Here is an 18,594-nt window from a genome sequence, read left to right on the forward strand (position 1 = left end):
ACGAGCGCCGGATCGACCGCCAGCTGCGGGCGGCCCCGAAGGCTCAGAAGTCCTCGTCGAGGTCGACGGTGCCCTCCACCGCGACCTGGTACGCCGAGGGGCGCCGCTCGAAGAAGTTGGTCAGCTCCTGAACGCCCTGGAGCTCCATGAACGAGAACGGGTTCTCGGAGCCGTACACCGGGGCGAAGCCGAGGCGCGTCAGACGCTGGTCGGCGACACACTCCAGGTACTGCCGCATCGAGTCGGTGTTCATGCCCGGCAGGCCGTCACCGCACAGGTCGCGCGCGAACTGCAGCTCTGCCTCGACGGCCTCCCGCAGCATGTCCGTCACCTGCTCCTGGAGCTGGTCGTCGAAGAGCTCCGGCTCCTCCTTGCGGACGGTGTCGACGACGTCGAAGGCGAAGCTCATGTGCATCGTCTCGTCCCGGAACACCCAGTTGGTGCCGGTCGCCAGGCCGTGCAGCAGGCCCCGGCTGCGGAACCAGTAGACGTACGCGAAGGCGCCGTAGAAGAACAGGCCCTCGATACAGGCGGCGAAGCAGATGAGGTTGAGGAGGAAGCGCCGGCGGTCGGCCTTGGTCTCCAGGCGGTCCAGCTTCTCGACCTCGTTGATCCACCTGAAGCAGAACTCGGCCTTCTCACGGATGGACGGGATGCTCTCGACGGCGTCGAAGGCGGCGGCCCTGTCCTCCGGGTCGGGGAGGTAGGTGTCCAGCAGGGTCAGATAGAACTGGACGTGGACGGCCTCCTCGAAGAGCTGCCTCGACAGATACAGCCGTGCCTCAGGGGAGTTGATGTGCTTGTAGAGGGTCAGCACCAGGTTGTTCGCCACGATCGAGTCGCCCGTCGCGAAGAAGGCCACCAGACGGCCGATCAGGTGCTGTTCACCAGGCGTGAGCTTCGCGAGGTCGGTGACGTCCGAGTGGAGGTCGACCTCCTCGACGGTCCAGGTGTTCTTGATGGCGTCCCGGTAGCGCTCGTAGAAGTCGGGGTAGCGCATGGGGCGGAGAGTCAGCTCGAAGCCGGGGTCGAGGAGGTTCTGGGGGGATCCGGTCGGCGCGAAGCGCCGTCCATCAGGGGCGGTGGTCGGGCGACGGGTGGGCATTACTGGCAGGCCTCGCAGGACTCGGGGTTTTCCAGGGAGCAGGCGACGGCCTCTTCGGGGGCCGGCTGCTGTACGGGGACAGTGGCTTGTGCGGCGCGGGCGATGCGGGTCGCCGGGCGGGAACGCAGGTAGTACGTCGTCTTCAGGCCCGACTTCCAGGCGTACGCGTACATCGAGGAGAGCTTGCCGATGGTCGGCGTCTCCATGAAGAGGTTCAGGGACTGGGCCTGGTCCAGGAACGGGGTACGGGCGGCGGCCATGTCGATCAGGCCGCGCTGCGGGATCTCCCACGCCGTGCGGTAGAGGGCGCGTACGTCCTCCGGGATCCAGGTGAAGTCCTGCACCGACCCGCCCGAGTCGCGCAGCGCCTCGCGGGTGCGGGCGTCCCAGACGCCGAGCCGCTTCAGCTCGTTCACCAGGTACGAGTTGACCTGGAGGAACTCGCCGGAGAGGGTCTCGCGCTTGAACAGGTTGGAGACCTGGGGCTCGATGCACTCGTACACGCCGGCGATCGACGCGATCGTGGCGGTGGGCGCGATGGCGAGGAGCAGCGAGTTGCGCAGCCCCGTCTCGGCGATGCGTTCCCGCAGGGCCGCCCAGCGCTCCGGCCAGGTGAACTCGACTCCGTAGTGGTCGGGGTGGAGGACGCCCCGGGCCGTACGGGTCTTCTGCCAGGCGGGGAGGGGCCCGTTGCGCTCGGCGAGGTCGGCGGAGGCCTCGTACGCGGCGAGCATGACGCGTTCGGCGATGCGGGTGGAAAGGCGCTTGGCCTCCGGTGAGTCGAAGGGCAGGCGCAGCTTGAAGAACACGTCCTGCAGGCCCATCGCGCCCAGGCCGACGGGCCGCCACTTCGCGTTCGACCGGCCCGCCTGCTCGGTGGGGTAGAAGTTGATGTCGACGACGCGGTCGAGGAAGGTGACGGCGGTGCGGACGGTGGCGTCGAGCCGCTCCCAGTCGAGGTCGCCGGTCGACGTATCGACAAAGGCACCCAGATTCACCGAACCGAGGTTGCAGACCGCCGTCTCCCCGTCGTCCGTGACCTCCAGGATCTCCGTGCAGAGGTTGGAGGAGTGGATGACGTGGTCCGGCTCGGCCGTCTGGTTGGCGGTGCGGTTGGCGGCGTCCTTGAAGGTCATCCAGCCGTTGCCGGTCTGCGCGAGGGTGCGCATCATGCGGCCGTAGAGATCGCGGGCCGGGATGGTCCTGCGGGCGAGCCCCTCGGCCTCCGCCCTGCGGTAGGCGGCCTCGAACTCCGTGCCCCACAGGTCGGCCAGTTCGGGCACGTCGGCCGGCGAGAACAGCGACCACGGCTCGTCGGCGTTCACACGGCGCATGAACTCGTCCGGGACCCAGTGCGCGAGGTTCAGGTTGTGCGTACGGCGGGCGTCCTCGCCGGTGTTGTCGCGCAGCTCCAGGAACTCCTCGATGTCCGAGTGCCAGGTCTCCAGGTAGACGGCGGCCGCGCCCTTGCGCCGGCCGCCCTGGTTCACGGCGGCGACCGAGGCGTCGAGGGTCTTCAGGAACGGGACGATGCCGTTGGAGTGCCCGTTCGTGCCGCGGATCAGTGAACCGCGGGAGCGGACGCGGGAGTACGCGATGCCGATGCCGCCGGCGTGCTTCGAGAGGCGGGCCACCTGGTGGTAGCGGTCGTAGATCGAGTCCAGCTCGTCCTTCGGGGAGTCGAGGAGGTAGCAGGACGACATCTGGGGGTGCCGGGTGCCGGAGTTGAAGAGCGTGGGGGAGGAGGGAAGGTAGTCGAGGCGGCTCATCAGCCCGTACAGGGCGGCCACTTCGTCGACGGACCGGGTCGTGTCGTCCTCGGCGAGACCGGCGGCCACCCGGAGCATGAAGTGCTGGGGCGTCTCGATGACCTTGCGGGTGATGGGGTGCCGGAGCAGATAGCGGGAGTGGAGCGTCCGCAGACCGAAGTAGCCGAAGCGGTCGTCGGCGTCCGGGTCGGCGAGCGCGTCGAGCCGCTCGGCGTGGACGCGTACGAACTCGGCCGTACGGTCCGCGATGAGCCCCTCCCGGTGCCCGACCGCGACCGACCCGGTGAAGGACGTGACGCCCTGCGAGGCGGCCTCGGCGGCGATGCCGATGGTCAGCAGCCGGGCGGCCAGCCGGGAGTAGGCCGGGTCCTCGGAGATGAGGCCGGCCGCCGCCTCCGTGGCCAGCTCGCGCAGCTCCGTCTCGTCGGCCCGGGCGGACCGGCCGCGCAGCGCGGCGGCGGCGACCCGGCCGGGGTCGGCGTCGGGGAGGTCGGCGGTCAGCTCGGTCAGGGTCCGCAGCAGGGTTGCTCCGGGACCGTCGTCCGCGGTGGATGTCGCGGACTGAGCCGCTGCTGAAGCCGGTTCGGCTGGCGCGATGGTCACGTGGGGCTCTCCCTCGCTCGGCACGGGGGCCTCGCACAGGGCAGGGGGCAGCACACGAGCGCACGTGGCGTCGCGTCCACCGGCCCATTCCACGAGACCCGGACGTCAGGGCACCCGGACCGGACGGCCGGGCGCACTGTCGGCAGGTCCTCGGACTGACGTTCGTGCGGGCCTGTCCCGGGGACAGACATGCACAAGTACACCGTTGCGGGACAGTTCCGGATTCGCACCGGATTCCCCTGCGGCGACAGCGAGCATGAGCATACATCTTGTGCCGGGCCGCGAGGTCACCCCCACATGTTGTGCCGTATCGGTTCCAGAGGGTGTCAGAGCGTCAGCTCGTAGGTGAGCAGGCTGATGTCGAGCTCGGGAATCGGGTTCCAGTCGCGCTCGGGGGTGCGGGTGAAGCCGAGGCGCTCGTAGATGCGGTGGGCGGTGCGCATCGCGGCCTGGGTGGACAGGACGACGCGGACGCAGCCGGGCGTGGCGCGGGCGCGGTCGAGGCAGCCGCGTACGAGGGCTTCGCCCGTGCCCCGGCCACGGGACGCGGGGGTGACCGCGAGCATGCGGATCTCGGCCTCACCGGGCCGCGCTATGTCGGCCATGGGACCGCCGGACGGGACGAACGTCACACCGCCGAGCACCCGGTCCCGCTCCACGGCCACAAGGACCTCGGCCGCGGCCGCTCGCTTGGCCACGTCCTTCAGCTCGCCGAGGTACCCGTCGCTCTCACCGAAGTCGAGCAGGCCGTCGCCGAGATAGGCCTGCGCGGTGATCTCCCCGAGAGCGTCGTACTCGTCGGGCCTGGCCTGCCGGATCGTGATGTCCATGGATGGCAGTCTGCCGGAGGCGGGGGGCGGGCAGGGCAGTTTGGGTGGGTGGGGGTTGCTGTAGATCGGCCTGAACGGCCTCGTCCTCAAACGCTGGACAGGCTGATGGTGCCTGGTCTGGGCTGCAAAGGCTCAGCGCGGAGCTGGAGGAGCTTGGCGCGGGCCCATGGGGCTGGAGCAGGTCGGCGAGGTTGGCGCGGGCTCATCGGCGCCACTCCGGCTGAGGCCGCGCCCCGCAAGGGGCGCGGGGCTGTATCGATATGCGGCTCCGCCGCGTGGGCGCGACCAGCCCCACACAACCCGCAGACCCCCGACAACCCCACCACCCACCCCCTACCGGTGGGGTCGAAGGGGCGGAGCCCCTGGGGGATGGGACGGGTAGGGGCGGCGGGGGCGAAATCAAACCCCGCGCCGCCCCCCGGGCACCCCTAGTGACCCGCCCCCGCCGTGGCCGACGGCAGCTCCGCCCGCACTCCAGGATCGCCGGCGTCCACCGTGTAGTCCTCGGGCCTGGTCTGGTCGACGCCCTCGGGCGCCTTGACGGCCTTCAGGACGAAGGTCAGGACCACGGTCACCACGAGATTCAGCACGAAGGCGGTGAGGCCGATGTACCCGATCTCCCCGATCCCCGGAATCTCCGCCGAGGACCCCCCGAAGTGCTTCTGGGTCGGCGAAGCCACTCCGTACGCGGCGATCGTCCCGTACAGCATCCCGACCGCCCACCCGGCAAGCAGCGCCCAGCGATGGAACCACCGGGTGAAGAGGCCGCCGACGAGGGCCGGGAAGGTCTGGAGGATCCAGATGCCGCCCAGGAGCTGGAAGTTGATGGCGACGGTCTTGTCCATGCCGAGGACGAAGACCAGCGCGCCCACCTTCACCAGCAGCGAGACCAGCTTGGAGACCTTGGTCTCCTGCGCCGGCGTGGCATCCGGCTTGATGAAGTCCTTGTAGATGTTGCGCGTGAAGAGGTTCGCCGCCGCGATCGACATGATGGCGGCCGGAACCAGCGCACCGATGCCGATCGCCGCGAACGCCACCCCCGCGAACCAGTCCGGGAACATGTTCTCGAAGAGCTGCGGAATCGCGAGCTGCCCGTTGTCCACCTGGACGCCGGCCGCGATGGCCATGAAGCCGAGGAGGGCGAGCATGCCCAGCATCAGCGAGTACAGCGGCAGGATCGTGGCATTGCGGCGGATCACGTCACGGCTGCGGCTGGACAGCACGGCGGTCACGCTGTGCGGGTACATGAACAGCGCGAGTGCGGAGCCGAACGCCAGTGTGGCGTACGTCCACTGCGAGGCCGCGCCCGGCACGAGCGCGCCCGCACCCGCCGTCTCGTACTTCTCGTTCGCCGCGGCGAAGATGTCGTCGAAGCCGCCCAGCTTGATCGGGATGTAGATGATGGCGACCGCGATGACGATGTAGATCAGCGTGTCCTTGACGAACGCGATCAGGGCCGGGGCGCGCAGCCCCGAGGAGTACGTGTACGCGGCCAGCACACCGAAGGCGATGAGCAGCGGCAGGTCCTTGATGAACCAGTTCGTGTCCTCGCCGCCGCCGATGCCCATCACGTCGAGGACGGCCTGGATGCCGACCAGTTGGAGCGCGATGTACGGCATCGTGGCGAGGATGCCGGTGACGGCCACCGCCAGCGACAGGCTCTTCGAGTCGAAGCGGCCGCGCACGAAGTCCGAGGTGGTGACGTACCCGTGCTTGTGCGAGACCGACCACAGACGCGGCAGGAAGACGAACATCAGCGGGTAGATGAGGATCGTGTAGGGCACCGCGAAGAAGCCCGCCGCGCCCGCCGCGTAGATCGCCGCCGGGACCGCCACGAAGGTGTACGCCGTGTAGAGGTCGCCGCCGAGCAGGAACCAGGTGATCCAGGTGCCGAACGACCGTCCGCCCAGGCCCCATTCGTCGAGGCTCTGCTCGTTCTCGGCCTTGCGCCAGCGGGCGGCCAGGAAGCCCATGACCGTGACGGCCACGAAGAAGAGGATGAAGACGGCGAGGGCCACGCCGTTCACGCCGTCGTTCATTCCCCTGCACCTCTCTGGGACTTGCGGGCGCGCTGGTCACGCTGCCACAGCTGGTACGCGATCATCGTGAGCGCGGTCGAGATGACCACCCACGCCATCTGGTACCAGTAGAAGAACGGGATGCCGACGAACTCCGGGTCCGTCTTGGCGTACGAACCGACCCACAGCATCGCCACGAACGGCACGAACAGGCAGAGGGCGACGACCACTCGGACCGGTGTCACCACCGGCGGCTTCATTTCGGGCGCGCCGGGCGCGTCCGTCTCCTGCGACATACGGAGGCTCCATCCCCTCACCGGCCAACACTGATCACCTGCTGCAACGCGCAGGAAATCTAAGCGACAGGTTCCGCCGTATGGAACCCCCTGTCCGGATACCGGATGCGGAGGTTGTGTGCGCATCGCGTCGCGCTCCCGCCGGGTCGTTCGCCGGGCCGCTCGCCGGATTCAGCAGCAGATTCAGCGGCAGCGGAACCCCTGCCCGGGATCCGACTCCTGCCGGTCCGTCCGTATCCGCCCTCAACCGCCTTGTACGGCACCGACCGCATCGCCCACCGTGTGCAGGAGCCGTTGCCCGTTCACCGAAACCCTTGCTCCTGAAGGCCTCTGTCCCTGAAACCCTTTAGAAGCTGTGTCGGAACCGGTGATCTGTGACGTTCTGTAACGGATGGGCGCGTGGGGTGCCGGAACTCGGAGCGTCAGGACGCGGCGACCGCCGTGGAGCGATGGACAGGAAGGGTGCAGCAGCGAGCCCGACAGTGGCGTCGAGGACGAGGCCCAGCCTGAGCTGTGTGACCTGTGCGGGGCCGTGGTCTCGGACGGCACCGAGTGGTATGCCCTGGTCCCGGACTCATCGTCGATCCACGCGGTCGACGCCAAGTTCGATGGCAAGCGGATGGTCGTCGGGTGCACGAAGGAGCACCTGGCCGAGCTGGTCGAACAGTACAAACACCGGCCATTCATCGAGCCCCAGTTCTGGGCCGGGAAGATCGCCAGTGCTCTGCAGAAGCATGGGGGTCGGCTCAGCGAGGAGGACCTGGCCGAGGAGACCGGGCTGACCCCGGAGCAGATCGAGGCCGGGGTGACATGGCAGAGCCTGGAGTATCTGCGCTGGCGCGAGCAGTTCGGTGACGACGGTCCCGGCGCGTCCTCGTAGGCCGGGGTGGCTCAGCTGGCGAGCTTCGGCTTCTTCACCCTGCCGGGGGCGGCGACAAGTCGGCGGGCGCGGCTATGGTCAGGGCCGTGGACACTGAGCCGGAGCCGGGCGGTGGGCGGGGCGATGACGAGGACGGGTTCCCGATCGACGACGAAGAAGAAGAGTCTCTCGCGAGCTTGATGGTCCGCGAGATCACCGAATACCTGGACCAGTCCGGGCTCGTCGACCAAGAGGACTTGGGGGAGATCCAGCCGGACTTGAACAAGCTGGCGCGGTCGATCGCGAGGCAGGTCGAAAGCCACCTCGGGATGTGACCCGCTCGCAGTCCCTCCACTCCGAGATTTACGCCCAATCCAGATGTCGCACCAGGAAGACGCCGGGGCCGACCTCCCGAGAGGAGGTGCGTATCCGGTCAGCGATGCCGGAGGGCCAGACAGTGCCGGATGACCAGATCGCATTGACCCCAGGTAGCCGGTCGGGTTCGAGGCCAGTGAGGTCGGCAGCGGTCAAGTCGAGAACAACCGTGGCGAGTACGGCTGCCAGCGACTGGCCGATTTCACCCATGCGGGATGCGGTGCTCTCCCCTGAGCTGTCGCGCACCACCATGGAGGCGCCGGACCAGGGACCGATCTTCCGTAACACCCGGGCGATGTAGGCGAGTTCCCTGGCGACGCTCCTGAGACCGCCATCATCGAGAGCGTTGCGGTCATGGACACTGACGTATCTGCCAAGCCGTTTGTGCCTTCGGGCAGGCCCGCACGGTCCTGTGTAGAAGCGGCGGCTGATGTGGCGCAATTGGCGCGCAACTGTCTTCGCTTGGTGGCGAGCTTCGTCAGTCCGCTTGCCACTGCGGTAGGTCCGGGAGTCCCTTAGTGCGCTTACGAGTTGGTACAGGGCTGCCTCGGCTGATGCGAGGTCGCATGCGAGTGACGCGGGATTACGACGTGCCAGGACGATCGTCATCGACATCGACAGGGAAGTCGGCCCGGAAGCTGTCATGTACTCACTATCCGTCGGTGGAGGAGCCGCCTCAGCGACTTGCCATTGGTTCTCTCGCACACGGGCCAGGAGTCCAGGGCCCGCAAGGGCAGCGCCGCCCAGCTCGCCGCCGCCTCCGCCGGTTCGGACACAGGCACTCAGTCCTCTCGGTACTGTCCCCGCGTGACCGGCACCCTCGTACGGAACCGCGAGGGAGCCCTGCCCCAAGGGCCGAGCCGTACGTCACCCGGCGGGTTCGATACGGAGGACGGCGGCGGTGTCGAGGATCTCGACGACCTCCAGGCTCATGGCGTCGTTGATGGTCGCGACGGTTCCCTCGCCGCAGCTCAGCCCGACGCCGCCGCCGCCCTCCGACGACACGCCGCCGCCACCGGAACAGCCCGAAACGCTGTAGCCCGACCCCGTCAGCGGCGCGACCATCTCGACCGCGCCGCCGGTGATCGCCGTCACCTCGATCGGCCCGAGGCCGTACGTTTCCGGCACTGTCACGACGTCCCCCACGGCGACCTCGATCTCGCACGTCCCGTCAGCGCACGGCCCGGTCGGCGAGGGCGACGGCGTGGCCGACTCCGTGGGAGTCTGCGTGGGGTCGGATGCCGGTGACCCGGAGGCGGACCCGCTGGGCCGGCCCTCGGCGGGGGACCCGTCCGCAGAATCCGAGGAACACGACGTGAGAACGGCGAACAGGACAGCGACAACAACGGCGACGACGGCGGTGGATGACGTTCTACGCATCATGGTCGCCATGGAACCCCGCCCCGACCGGGACCCCTCCCGGCCCTCGCCCGGGCAGGCGCGCCGCCAAGACGCCTGGGGGAGGATCCATAAGGGAAATTGAGAAACGGGCACTCAGCTTGTTCTTCAACCTCGGCCCGGAGTGCGTCGGCCGCGCTGACACCGCTCGCCCCGTACGGCAAAGGCACGCTCGGCGGCCGCATGCCAGTCGGCCTCGCACCAGCGGTCCGGGGTGGTCTTCTGTGGGCGAACGCCTCGCTACTTCGGGACCCCTCCCAGCCCAGCCCGCTACGGTCGCCGGGACATGACTACAACGGGGGACGTACCTCGCGAGGGGGAGTCGTGTGAGTGAACTCGACGAAGAACAAGGGGCGTTGGACGCCAGCTCGGATCCGGGCCCGGATGTGCGCCCAGGGCCGGGCGAGGCGCGGAGGCGGGCCCTCCGGCCGGGCGCCACCCTGGCCCTCGCCGCCGCCCTGGTGCTGATCGGCGGCGTGGGGGTGTTTCTCGTGGCGGGCGGGGACGAGGAGGGCAACGGAGGTAGTGCCGGCGCGGGCGAGCCCACCCGCCAACGCCTCGTTCTCCCGGAACGGGCTGGCAGCTTCGGCGAGTTCGCGCTGTTCAACGAGAATACGTGGGAGCTCCCCGGAGAAGTGGCTGCCAAGGTGGGCATCCGCTCCCCGGGACGGACCCTCGTCGAACTCGTCGTCGTCGAGCCCGGCCTGCTCGAACTGGGCCTCGTGCACGTTGTCCCGGGCCTCGGGGTCGCGCATGGCCTTGAACGCCACCTCCGGCCGGCGCAGGAAGTCGGTGGCCACCTGCGCGGCCACCGCCTCGTCATCGCATGCCAGTTCACGGATCGCCTCGACCTTCTCCTGGGCGGTGACCGGGACCAGGGCGTCGTCGGTCTTCCAGCCCACCACCCTCTTGGCCACCTCCGCACTCCACCGGCGCCGGCCGGTCCGCTCGCTCAGCGGCGGATTCCGGATCAGCTCGAACCGGTCCGGCGCGGAAGCCAGGATCCGGTGCACCTCGTAGGAGACCCCCCGCCTGCCGGTGTTCGGCGGGCCACTGTGCGGCAACCCACCGGTGCGTGCGGACGGTATAGAAGGACAGCCCGATCTCCTCGGCGAACAGCCGCAGCGACTCCTCCACACCCTGGTCACCCTCATCGAGCGGCAGGTGACCGCCGTGCCCGCGAAGGGGCTCCAGCTCCAGAACTGCGTCCCCGAGCGCGAACTGGCAGCGGGTGTCCTCCTCCACCATGTCCAAAGACTCGGCCACCAGCTCGTCGTAACGGCTCCGTGTGACCTTCCCGACCATCTCCACCATTGGGGCCATGGCGCACCACCCGACGCGGGCCGAAGCGTCGGCGTCCTGCGTCGGCAGCGGAACCCCGGCCCGGCGATGCGCCCAGATTCCACCCCACACCACCAACATCACCAGACTCCGAGCCAACATGGCCAATTCCAGCCCTTATTGAGAGCCGGGCGTCTCCGGCTCACCAGTCACAGAACGTCACAGATCACCGGTTCCGAAACAGCTTCTTACTCCTGCGGGCGCTTCAGTCGCGCCACGAACTTGTACCGGTCCCCCCGGTACACCGACCGCACCCACTCCACCGGCCGGCCCTCGCGGTCCAGGGAATGCCGGGAGAGCATCAGCATCGGCAGGCCGACGTCGGTGCCGAGCAGGCCGGCCTCGCGCGGGGTGGCCAGCGAGGTCTCGATGGTCTCCTCGGCCTCGGCGAGATGGACGTCGTACACCTCGGCCAGCGCCGTGTAGAGGGAGGTGTACTTGACCAGCGACCGGCGCAGCGCGGGGAAGCGCTTGGCGGACAGGTGGGTCGTCTCGATGGCCATGGGCTCGCCGTTGGCCATGCGCAGCCGCTCGATGCGCAGGACGCGGCCCCCGGTGGTGATGTCGAGCAGCCCGGCGAGCGTGTCGTCGGCGGTGACGTAGCCGATATCGAGGAGCTGTGAGGTGGGTTCGAGGCCCTGGGCCCGCATGTCCTCGGTGTACGAGGTGAGCTGGAGCGCCTGGGAGACCTTCGGCTTGGCGACGAAGGTGCCCTTGCCCTGGATGCGCTCCAGACGGCCCTCGACGACCAGTTCCTGCAGAGCCTGGCGCACGGTCGTACGTGAGGTGTCGAACTCGGCGGCCAGCGTGCGCTCGGGCGGGACCGGGGTGCCGGGCGGCAGCGTCTCGGTCATGTCGAGCAGGTGCTTCTTCAGGCGGTAGTACTTGGGCACGCGTGCGGTGCGGACGGCTGCCCCACCCTCGTTCTCCGCACTGCTGACGTCGGTGGTCATGCTCCGCCTTCCCGGCTCCTAGTGGCGTGATCCTTCTGTATACCTTCACAGCCCTCGCTGGTCTAGTCCATGGAGGCGAAATGGTCTACCCGACGAGTGTGGCCCAAGCGCACGGTTTTCGCCGCCTCCTTACTTAAAGGTCCTTGCATATGTAGGTCGCATAACGGCTGGTGAGAGCCGACTCGAACACCCTTGACACACCGATTGGTCTGAGCCAAGCTCCGGCGTACTGGTCTACACCATTGGTCCAGGTCCCGGCCCCATGGGCGGTACGTCTGTCACCGCAGGGAGCAGGGGGGTTGTGGCATCCCTGAGGAGGGTGGCGTGAAGCGCAAGCTGATATCCGCGATCGGCGTCGCGGGCATGATGGTCTCCATCGCGGCGTGTGGGGGCGGCGAGAGCGGGGGCTCGGACACGGCGGCCGACACCAAGGAGCTGACCGTCTGGCTCACGGTGGACGCCCAGAACAACTGGCCCGAGCTGGTGAAGGCCGCCGACGAGGCCATCGAGAAGAAGCACCCGGGCATCGAGATCAAGCACGAGTACTACGGCTGGCCCGACAAGAACGCCAAGCTCGACGCCGTCCTCGCCACCGACAAAGCGCCCGACGTGGTCGAGATGGGCAACACCGAGATGCTCGGCTACATGGTCAAGGGCGCCTTCGCCCCCGTCGACCCGGCCCACTTCGACAACTCCGATGTCTGGCTCGACGGCCTCAAGGCCTCGGTCACGTACGAGGGCAGGACGTACGGTGTCCCGTACTACGCCGGCGGGCGCGTCGCCAACTGGCGCAAGGACGTGGCCGCTTCGGTGGGCGTGCAGGCCCCGCCGACGACGTACGCGGAACTCACCGACGCCCTCGACAAGATCCAGGACAAGCAGGGCGACAAGTTCAGCGCCTGGTACCAGCCGACCCGCGACTGGTACGCGGCCATGTCCTTCGTCTACGACGCCGGGGGTTCCATCGCCGTCGAGTCGGGCGGCGAGTGGAAGGCCAGCCTCTCCTCGCCCGAGTCCGTCAAGGGCCTGGAGGAGTTCAAGAACGTCATCGACACCTATATGCACGCCGACAAGACCAAGGACGAGTCCGACCGCTACCTCGTCTACGGCCAGGGCAACGCCGCCATGATCTTCGGCGCCGCCTGGGAGGGCGCGACCTCCGAGGCGCCGGAGAACGACAAGACCGGCAAGCTCAAGGGCAACCTGGAGAACTTCGTGATGCCCGGCCCGTCCGGCAACCCCCTTCCGGTCTTCCTCGGCGGCTCCGACCTCGCCATCCCGGTGAAGTCCGACGCCCAGGCCGTCGCCGCCGAGTGGATCAACGCGTTCGCGGGCGCCAAGGGGCAGCAGGGCCTGATGGGGAAGGGCAACCTGCCCAACAACAAGACCGACCTCGCCACCCTGAAGGACGACCCGGCGACGGCGGTCCCGGCCACCGCGGCCGAGTCCAACTGGTTCGTCCCGATGGCACCGGGCTGGGGCCAGGTCGAGAAGGCCCAGGTGCTGCAGACCATGCTCCAGGACATCGGCACCGGCAAGAAGTCGGTCGAGGACGCCGCGAAGGCGGCGGACGCCGAGATCGACAAGGTCATCAACACCAAGTGACCCACGGGCGGGGCCCCGTCGCCGAACGGCGGGGCCCCGCTTCTCGTACGACCACGGGTCTGCCGCCGCCGGGAAGGGGTGCGGCGTCCCGTACGACCTGAGGGACCGCTGAGGAGCGCGCGGATGAGTGCCGCAGACACGACCACCCCCGCCAAGGTGCCGCCCCCGCGGCAGGCACCACCGCCGTCTCCGGCCGCCGCGGAGGGGCCACGGAAACGGAAGAAGACGTCCTCGGGCCGGACGGCCGCGCCCTGGGCGCTGCTCGCGCCCTGCCTGCTGATCCTCGCCCTGGTCCTCGGCTATCCGCTGGTCCGCCTGGTCACCCTCTCCTTCCAGGAGTTCGGGCAGTCCCAGCTGTGGGGCTTCCAGCCGGCGAAGTCGGTCGGCCTCGACAACTTCACCGAGGTGCTCGGGGACGGCGAGTTCTGGGCCGTCGTCGTACGCACCCTCGTGTTCGCGGGCGGCGCGGTCGTCTTCACGATGGTGGCCGGCATGCTGATCGCGCTGCTGCTCCAGCGGGTCTCCGGCTGGGTGAAGACGCTGGTCAACATCGCGCTGGTGGCGAGCTGGGGCATGCCGATCATCGTGGCCACCACGGTCTTCAAGTGGCTTTTCGACTCCGACTACGGCATCTTCAACGCGCTCCTCAGCAGGCTGCCGGGCGTCGACATGGTCGGCCACAACTGGTTCGCGAGCGGGCCGGAAGGCCTCGCCGTGATCATGCTGCTGGTGGTGTGGGGCGCGGTGCCGTTCGTCGTCATCACGCTCAGCGCGGGCCTCACACAGGTCCCGAAGGAGATGGAGGAGGCGGCCCGGCTGGACGGCGCGGGCGCGTGGGGCGTCTTCCGGTACGTCACCCTCCCCATCCTCAAGCCGATCATCGTGATGCTCACGACGCTCTCCGTCATCTGGGACATGGGCGTCTTCCCGCAGGTCTTCGTGATGCGCAACGGCCATCCGGAGGCCGAGTTCCAACTGCTCACCACGTACTCCTACGACAAGGCGTTCGTGGTCAACGACTACGCGCAGGGCTCGGCGATCGCGCTGCTCACCGTGGTGTTGCTGCTGGGCGTGGTGGCCGTCTACATGCGTCAGATGCTGAAGATCGGAGACGTCGAATGAGTGCCCTGGTCTCTTCCGGCCCCCGGAAGCCCAAGCTGGGCTGGAACCTGCTCGGTCTCCTCGTCTTCGTCACCGCCGGCTTCCCCGTCTACTGGATGCTCAACACGGCGTTCAAACCGGCGAAGGACGCCATCGACCCGGACCCGAGCCTGCTGCCGACGGCGATCACCTTCTCCAACTTCGGCCGGGCGCTGGACATCGCCGACTTCTGGGGCCCGGTGAGCCGCAGCCTCGTGGTGTCCCTCACGGTGGTCGTGATCGGGGTCGTGGTCGGCATGCTGGCCGCCCTCGCCATCTCCCGGTTCGCCTTCCGCGGCCGCAAGGTCGTGATCGTGGGCATTCTCGCGGTGCAGATGGTCCCGCTCGTCGCCATGATCATCCCGATCTTCCTGCTCCTCAACGACCTCGGCCAGTACGACAGGCTGACGGGCCTGATCATCACGTACCTGACCTTCATCCTCCCGTTCACGGTGTGGACCCTGCGCGGCTTCATCGTCAACATCCCGCGCGAGCTGGAGGAGGCCGCGATGGTCGACGGCTGCTCGCGCACGGGCGCCTTCGTCCGTGTGGTGTTCCCGCTGCTGGCCCCCGGCATGGTGGCGACCTCGGTCTACGGCTTCATCCAGGCCTGGAACGAGTACCTCTACGCCCTGATGCTGCTGAGCCAGCAGAACCAGACCGCCACCGTCTGGCTCGGCAACTTCACCACCAAGCACGGCACCGAGTACGCCCCGATGATGGCCGGCTCCACGATGATGGCCGTGCCGATCGTCGTCCTCTTCCTCCTCGTCCAGCGCAAGATGGCCGCGGGCCTCACCGCGGGCGCCGTGAAGGGATAACGTCACCGATGACGACACTCACCCGTGGCACGTCCACCCTGACGCGCGACGCCCTCACCGTCCTCCAGCCCGGCTTCACGGGCACCACCGCCCCCGACTGGCTGCTGCGCCGCCTCGGCGAGGGCCTGGCTTCTGTGGGCCTCTTCGGCCGGAACATCGCCTCACCCGAACAACTCGCCTCCCTGACCGCTCAGTTGCGGGCCGAGCGCGGGGACGTGCTGGTCGCGATCGACGAGGAGGGCGGTGACGTGACGCGCCTGGAGGTGCGCACGGGCTCGTCCTTCCCCGGCAACCACGCGCTCGGCGCCGTCGACGACGTGGAGCTGACCCGGGACGTGGCCCTCGAACTGGGCCGCCGTCTCGCGGAGTGCGGGGTCAACCTGAACTGGGCCCCGTCGGCGGACGTGAACTCCAACCCGTCCAACCCCGTCATCGGCGTCCGCTCCTTCGGCGCCGACACCGACCTGGTCTCCCGCCACACCGCCGCGTACATCACCGGCCTGCAGTCCGCCGGCGTCGCCGCCTGCACCAAGCACTTCCCCGGCCACGGCGACACCGCGGTCGACTCCCATCTGGCGCTCCCTCGTATCGACGCGAGCCTCCCGGTCCTGGAAGCCCGCGAACTCGTCCCCTTCCGGTCCGCGATCACCGCCGGTACGAAGGCGATGATGAGCGCCCACATCCTGGTCCCCGTCCTGGACCCGGACCGCCCGGCCACCCTCTCCCGCCGCGTCCTCGTGGACCTGCTCCGCAAGGAACTCGGCTACGACGGCCTCATCGTCACCGACGGCATGGAAATGCAGGCCATCTCCGGCACGTACGGCATCGAACGCGGCAGCGTCCTCGCCGTCACGGCCGGTGCCGACGCCATCTGTGTGGGGGGCGGCCTCGCCGACGACGAGACCGTACGGCGCCTGAGGGACGCCCTGGTCACGGCCGTCCGCTCGGGCGAACTCCCCGAGGAACGCCTCGCGGACGCGGCGGCACGAGTGCGCGAACTGGCACGCTGGACGACCTCGGCCGCGGGCCGCGCCACCGGCGGACCGGGACACCCCGACATCGGCCTCACCGCCGCCCGGCGCGCCCTGACCCTGACCCGCCCCGAGACATCCGGGCCGTACGCGCCCCTCACCGAACCCCCCTACGTCGTGGCCCTCACCCCGGTGGCGAACATCGCCGTCGGCGACGAGACCCCCTGGGGCGTGGCCGCGGAACTGGCCCGTCTCCTGCCGGGCACGGAAACCGGCAGCTACACGGGCGAGAGCGCGGGCTCCTCGGCCCTGGCCGTCGCCGGCCCCCGCCGTATCGTCGCCGTGGTCCGCGACGAACACCGCCACCCTTGGATGACAGCCGCCCTGGACACCCTCCTGTCGGCCCGCCCCGACACCGTCGTGGTCGAGATGGGTGTCCCCCAGGCCCCGGCCCGGGGCGCCCTCCACATCGCGACCCATGGCGCGGCACGGGTCTGCGGCAAGGCGGCGGCGGAGGCCATCGCGGGGAACGCGGGGGAGTAGACCGACGGTTTCTCTCGGCGGCCCGGTGGCGTCCGGGCCGCCGTTCGGGTTCTTGCGGCCAGGGCGGTGGTGCGTTCCAGGGCGGTGGTGTGTTGGTGCGCTCGTGTGTACCCGCCCTGAATTCCCTGCCGCCTCAATGGCCTCCGCCCAATGCTCCGCCGCCTTAAATCCCCTGCCACCCGGGCTTGTTCGCGTACGTGTGCCGGAAGTAGTCCGCCAGCTTCAACTTCGACGCGGCCCCCTCGTCCACGACCACCGTGGCGTGCGGATGAAGCTGCAGCGCCGAGGCCGGGCACGCCGCCGCCACCGGTCCCTCGACGGTCGCCGCGACGGCATCGGCCTTGCCCTCGCCCGTCGCGAGGAGCACGAGGTGCCGCGCCTCCAGGATCGTCCCGATGCCCTGGGTGATCACATGGTGCGGCACCTGGTCGATGTCACCGTCGAAGAACCGCGCGTTGTCGAGGCGGGTCTGCTCGGTGAGCGTCTTGATCCGTGTGCGCGAGGCGAGCGAGGAGCACGGCTCGTTGAACCCGATGTGCCCGTCCGTCCCGATCCCGAGCAGCTGAAGGTCCACACCCCCGGCCCCGGCCAGCGCCTTGTCGTACTCCTCGGACGCGCCCTGCACATCCTCGGCGGTGCCGTCGGGCCCCATGAACGCGTCCATCCCGAGCCCCAGCGGTTCGAGTACCTCGCGTCGCAGCACCGAACGGTACGACTCGGGATGCTCGGCCGGCAGCCCCACGTACTCGTCGAGCTGGGCTATTCGCGCCCGCGACACGTCCACGGCACCGGAGCGCACCTTGGCCGCCAACGCCTCGTATATGGGCAGCGGGGTCGACCCGGTGGCCACACCGAGCAACGCGTCGGGCTTGCGCCGGAGCAGCTCCGCCATGGCCTCGGCGATGAGCTCTCCGCCCGCCTTGGCATCCGGAACGATGACAACTTCCACGCTGGGCCTGCCGATCTGGAGTGAGGACAGAGGACAAGTGAGGACAGAGGACAACAGAGGGACAGAGGGGAGACGGACGGGCCTCGGTGGAGGCCTGGAGAGAGATCTGTGGTTTAGACCAATCTAACAGAATCGCTATCCGTGCAGCAGGGTGAGTTGTGCCCTCCAGGGTCCAGGGAAGGTCCAGTGCCCAGGAAAGGTCAGGTCAGTGAACCCCCCGTAACGTCCACCCAGCTCCCCGTGACCCACCGTCCGTCGCCCGACGCCAGGAACGCCACCACGTCCGCGACATCCGCCGGCACCCCGACCCCGCGCAGCGCCGATATCGCCGCGGCCTTCTCCCACGCGTCCTCGCTCGCGTACAGCAGCTCGGCGGTGTTGTCGGTGTCGATGATCCCCGGTGCCACCGAGTTCACGGTGATGCCGCGAGGGCCCAGCACCTTGGACAGGTCGCGGGTGAAGATGTCCAGGGCGCCCTTGGTCATCGCGTACGCCATCCTGTCCGGCATCACCGCGGTCCGGGCGAGCCCCGAGGAGATGTTGATGACCCGTCCGCCGTCCCGCAGCCGGTCCAGGCCGCGCTTGACGATGAAGTGCGGTGCCTTCACGTTCACCGCGAAGACCCTGTCGTACTCCTCCTCGTCGATCTCCCCGATCGGGCGGGACGTGCCGATGCCGGCGTTGTTCACCAGGATGTCCACCCCGTCCGCGTGCCGGTCGAACTCCCGCCACAGGACATCGGCGTCCCTGGGCCGTCCGAGCTCCACGCCGATGGCGAACGCCTCGCCGCCCGCTGCCTCGATCGCGGCCACCGTCTCCTTCGCGGCGGCCTCGTTGCGGCCGTAGTGCACGGCGACCCGTGCGCCGTCGCGTCCCAGTCGCTCGGCGATCCCTCGCCCGATACCCCTGCTCGCCCCTGTGACCAGTGCTGTCCTGCCCGTGAGCACAGCCATGTCAGCGCCCCCTTCGCATTTTTCTAGCGGTCGATACAGAAAAGACCGTACAACACCCCGCCGAC

General features: G+C 68.9%; 17 protein-coding genes and 1 riboswitch. Of the genes, 6 read left to right on the forward strand and 11 right to left on the reverse strand.

The window, feature by feature from the left end:
- Nucleotides 1-43 precede the first annotated feature (43 nt).
- The 5 genes from ACWD3C_RS36085 to ACWD3C_RS36105 all read right to left on the reverse strand — a co-directional run bounded on the left by ACWD3C_RS36085 (nt 44) and on the right by ACWD3C_RS36105 (nt 6,621).
- Nucleotides 44-1,000: a ribonucleotide-diphosphate reductase subunit beta gene (locus tag ACWD3C_RS36085; RefSeq protein ID WP_451150801.1), complete on the reverse strand. Its 957-nt coding sequence runs from the start codon at nt 998-1,000 to the stop codon at nt 44-46.
- 104 nt (nt 1,001-1,104) lie between these two features.
- Nucleotides 1,105-3,477: a ribonucleoside-diphosphate reductase subunit alpha gene (locus ACWD3C_RS36090; RefSeq protein WP_451150729.1), complete on the reverse strand. Its 2,373-nt coding sequence runs from the start codon at nt 3,475-3,477 to the stop codon at nt 1,105-1,107.
- A 124-nt stretch (nt 3,478-3,601) separates the two neighbouring features.
- A riboswitch (cobalamin riboswitch) is annotated at nt 3,602-3,741 on the reverse strand.
- Between the two features lie 62 nt (nt 3,742-3,803).
- Entirely contained in the window at nt 3,804-4,307 is a 504-nt protein-coding gene (locus ACWD3C_RS36095; protein ID WP_451150731.1) for a GNAT family N-acetyltransferase, read from the reverse strand.
- A 428-nt stretch (nt 4,308-4,735) separates the two neighbouring features.
- Nucleotides 4,736-6,346: a monocarboxylate uptake permease MctP gene (mctP, locus tag ACWD3C_RS36100; protein WP_451150733.1), complete on the reverse strand. Its 1,611-nt coding sequence runs from the start codon at nt 6,344-6,346 to the stop codon at nt 4,736-4,738.
- A complete protein-coding gene (locus ACWD3C_RS36105) occupies nt 6,343-6,621 on the reverse strand; it encodes a DUF3311 domain-containing protein (protein WP_451150735.1) in 279 nt (92 codons plus the stop codon). Before ACWD3C_RS36105 ends, mctP begins: the two co-directional genes overlap by 4 nt.
- Nucleotides 6,622-7,153: 532 nt before the next feature.
- Here ACWD3C_RS36105 and ACWD3C_RS36110 point away from each other — a divergent pair.
- Nucleotides 7,154-7,501, forward strand: a complete 348-nt coding sequence (locus ACWD3C_RS36110) for a hypothetical protein (protein ID WP_451150737.1) — start codon at nt 7,154-7,156, stop codon at nt 7,499-7,501.
- Between the two features lie 86 nt (nt 7,502-7,587).
- Nucleotides 7,588-7,815: a hypothetical protein gene (locus ACWD3C_RS36115; protein WP_451150739.1), complete on the forward strand. Its 228-nt coding sequence runs from the start codon at nt 7,588-7,590 to the stop codon at nt 7,813-7,815.
- A gap of 28 nt (nt 7,816-7,843) precedes the next feature.
- On the opposite strand, the gene ACWD3C_RS36120 is transcribed toward ACWD3C_RS36115, so the two are convergent.
- The 4 genes from ACWD3C_RS36120 to ACWD3C_RS36135 all read right to left on the reverse strand — a co-directional run bounded on the left by ACWD3C_RS36120 (nt 7,844) and on the right by ACWD3C_RS36135 (nt 11,547).
- Nucleotides 7,844-8,065 carry a hypothetical protein gene (locus tag ACWD3C_RS36120; protein WP_451150741.1) on the reverse strand — a complete coding sequence of 74 codons (222 nt, stop codon included), beginning with the start codon at nt 8,063-8,065 and terminating at the stop codon, nt 7,844-7,846.
- A 657-nt stretch (nt 8,066-8,722) separates the two neighbouring features.
- Nucleotides 8,723-8,989, reverse strand: coding sequence for a hypothetical protein (locus ACWD3C_RS36125; protein WP_451150743.1), 267 nt, complete (start codon nt 8,987-8,989; stop codon nt 8,723-8,725).
- Between the two features lie 554 nt (nt 8,990-9,543).
- The gene (locus ACWD3C_RS36130) at nt 9,544-10,317 is read right to left on the reverse strand and encodes a DUF6192 family protein (protein ID WP_451150745.1); all 774 of its coding nucleotides are present in this window, start codon (nt 10,315-10,317) and stop codon (nt 9,544-9,546) included.
- A gap of 465 nt (nt 10,318-10,782) precedes the next feature.
- A complete protein-coding gene (locus ACWD3C_RS36135) occupies nt 10,783-11,547 on the reverse strand; it encodes a GntR family transcriptional regulator (protein ID WP_451150747.1) in 765 nt (254 codons plus the stop codon).
- Between the two features lie 324 nt (nt 11,548-11,871).
- Here ACWD3C_RS36135 and ACWD3C_RS36140 point away from each other — a divergent pair, with 324 nt between their 5' ends.
- The 4 genes from ACWD3C_RS36140 (at nt 11,872) to ACWD3C_RS36155 (ending at nt 16,627) form a co-directional block, all read left to right on the forward strand.
- Nucleotides 11,872-13,152: an extracellular solute-binding protein gene (locus tag ACWD3C_RS36140; RefSeq protein WP_451150749.1), complete on the forward strand. Its 1,281-nt coding sequence runs from the start codon at nt 11,872-11,874 to the stop codon at nt 13,150-13,152.
- 123 nt (nt 13,153-13,275) lie between these two features.
- Nucleotides 13,276-14,274, forward strand: a complete 999-nt coding sequence (locus tag ACWD3C_RS36145) for a carbohydrate ABC transporter permease (RefSeq protein WP_451150751.1) — start codon at nt 13,276-13,278, stop codon at nt 14,272-14,274.
- Entirely contained in the window at nt 14,271-15,113 is an 843-nt protein-coding gene (locus ACWD3C_RS36150) for a carbohydrate ABC transporter permease (RefSeq protein WP_451150753.1), read from the forward strand. Before ACWD3C_RS36145 ends, ACWD3C_RS36150 begins: the two co-directional genes overlap by 4 nt.
- Nucleotides 15,114-15,121: 8 nt before the next feature.
- The gene (locus ACWD3C_RS36155; RefSeq protein ID WP_451150755.1) at nt 15,122-16,627 is read left to right on the forward strand and encodes a glycoside hydrolase family 3 protein; all 1,506 of its coding nucleotides are present in this window, start codon (nt 15,122-15,124) and stop codon (nt 16,625-16,627) included.
- A 163-nt stretch (nt 16,628-16,790) separates the two neighbouring features.
- On the opposite strand, the gene nagB is transcribed toward ACWD3C_RS36155, so the two are convergent.
- Both nagB and ACWD3C_RS36165 read right to left on the reverse strand, forming a co-directional pair.
- Complete coding sequence (gene nagB / locus ACWD3C_RS36160; RefSeq protein WP_451150757.1) at nt 16,791-17,576, reverse strand: glucosamine-6-phosphate deaminase; 786 nt, start codon at nt 17,574-17,576, stop codon at nt 16,791-16,793.
- Between the two features lie 200 nt (nt 17,577-17,776).
- Nucleotides 17,777-18,529, reverse strand: coding sequence for an SDR family oxidoreductase (locus tag ACWD3C_RS36165; protein WP_451150759.1), 753 nt, complete (start codon nt 18,527-18,529; stop codon nt 17,777-17,779).
- Nucleotides 18,530-18,594: the final 65 nt, after the last annotated feature.

It is taken from the genome of Streptomyces sp. NPDC002845 (assembly GCF_053591955.1).

What these genes read in the sequence shown, in the direction of transcription:
- ACWD3C_RS36085 (WP_451150801.1), bottom strand. Translation starts at nt 1,000, where the DNA reads ATGCGCTACCCCGACTTCTACGAGCGCTACCGGGACGCCATCAAGAAC.
- ACWD3C_RS36095 (WP_451150731.1), bottom strand. Translation starts at nt 4,307, where the DNA reads ATGGACATCACGATCCGGCAGGCCAGGCCCGACGAGTACGACGCTCTC.
- mctP (WP_451150733.1), bottom strand. Translation starts at nt 6,346, where the DNA reads ATGAACGACGGCGTGAACGGCGTGGCCCTCGCCGTCTTCATCCTCTTC.
- ACWD3C_RS36105 (WP_451150735.1), bottom strand. Translation starts at nt 6,621, where the DNA reads ATGTCGCAGGAGACGGACGCGCCCGGCGCGCCCGAAATGAAGCCGCCG.
- ACWD3C_RS36120 (WP_451150741.1), bottom strand. Translation starts at nt 8,065, where the DNA reads ATGGGTGAAATCGGCCAGTCGCTGGCAGCCGTACTCGCCACGGTTGTT.
- ACWD3C_RS36135 (WP_451150747.1), bottom strand. Translation starts at nt 11,547, where the DNA reads ATGACCACCGACGTCAGCAGTGCGGAGAACGAGGGTGGGGCAGCCGTC.
- ACWD3C_RS36145 (WP_451150751.1), top strand. Translation starts at nt 13,276, where the DNA reads ATGAGTGCCGCAGACACGACCACCCCCGCCAAGGTGCCGCCCCCGCGG.
- ACWD3C_RS36150 (WP_451150753.1), top strand. Translation starts at nt 14,271, where the DNA reads ATGAGTGCCCTGGTCTCTTCCGGCCCCCGGAAGCCCAAGCTGGGCTGG.
- ACWD3C_RS36155 (WP_451150755.1), top strand. Translation starts at nt 15,122, where the DNA reads ATGACGACACTCACCCGTGGCACGTCCACCCTGACGCGCGACGCCCTC.
- ACWD3C_RS36165 (WP_451150759.1), bottom strand. Translation starts at nt 18,529, where the DNA reads ATGGCTGTGCTCACGGGCAGGACAGCACTGGTCACAGGGGCGAGCAGG.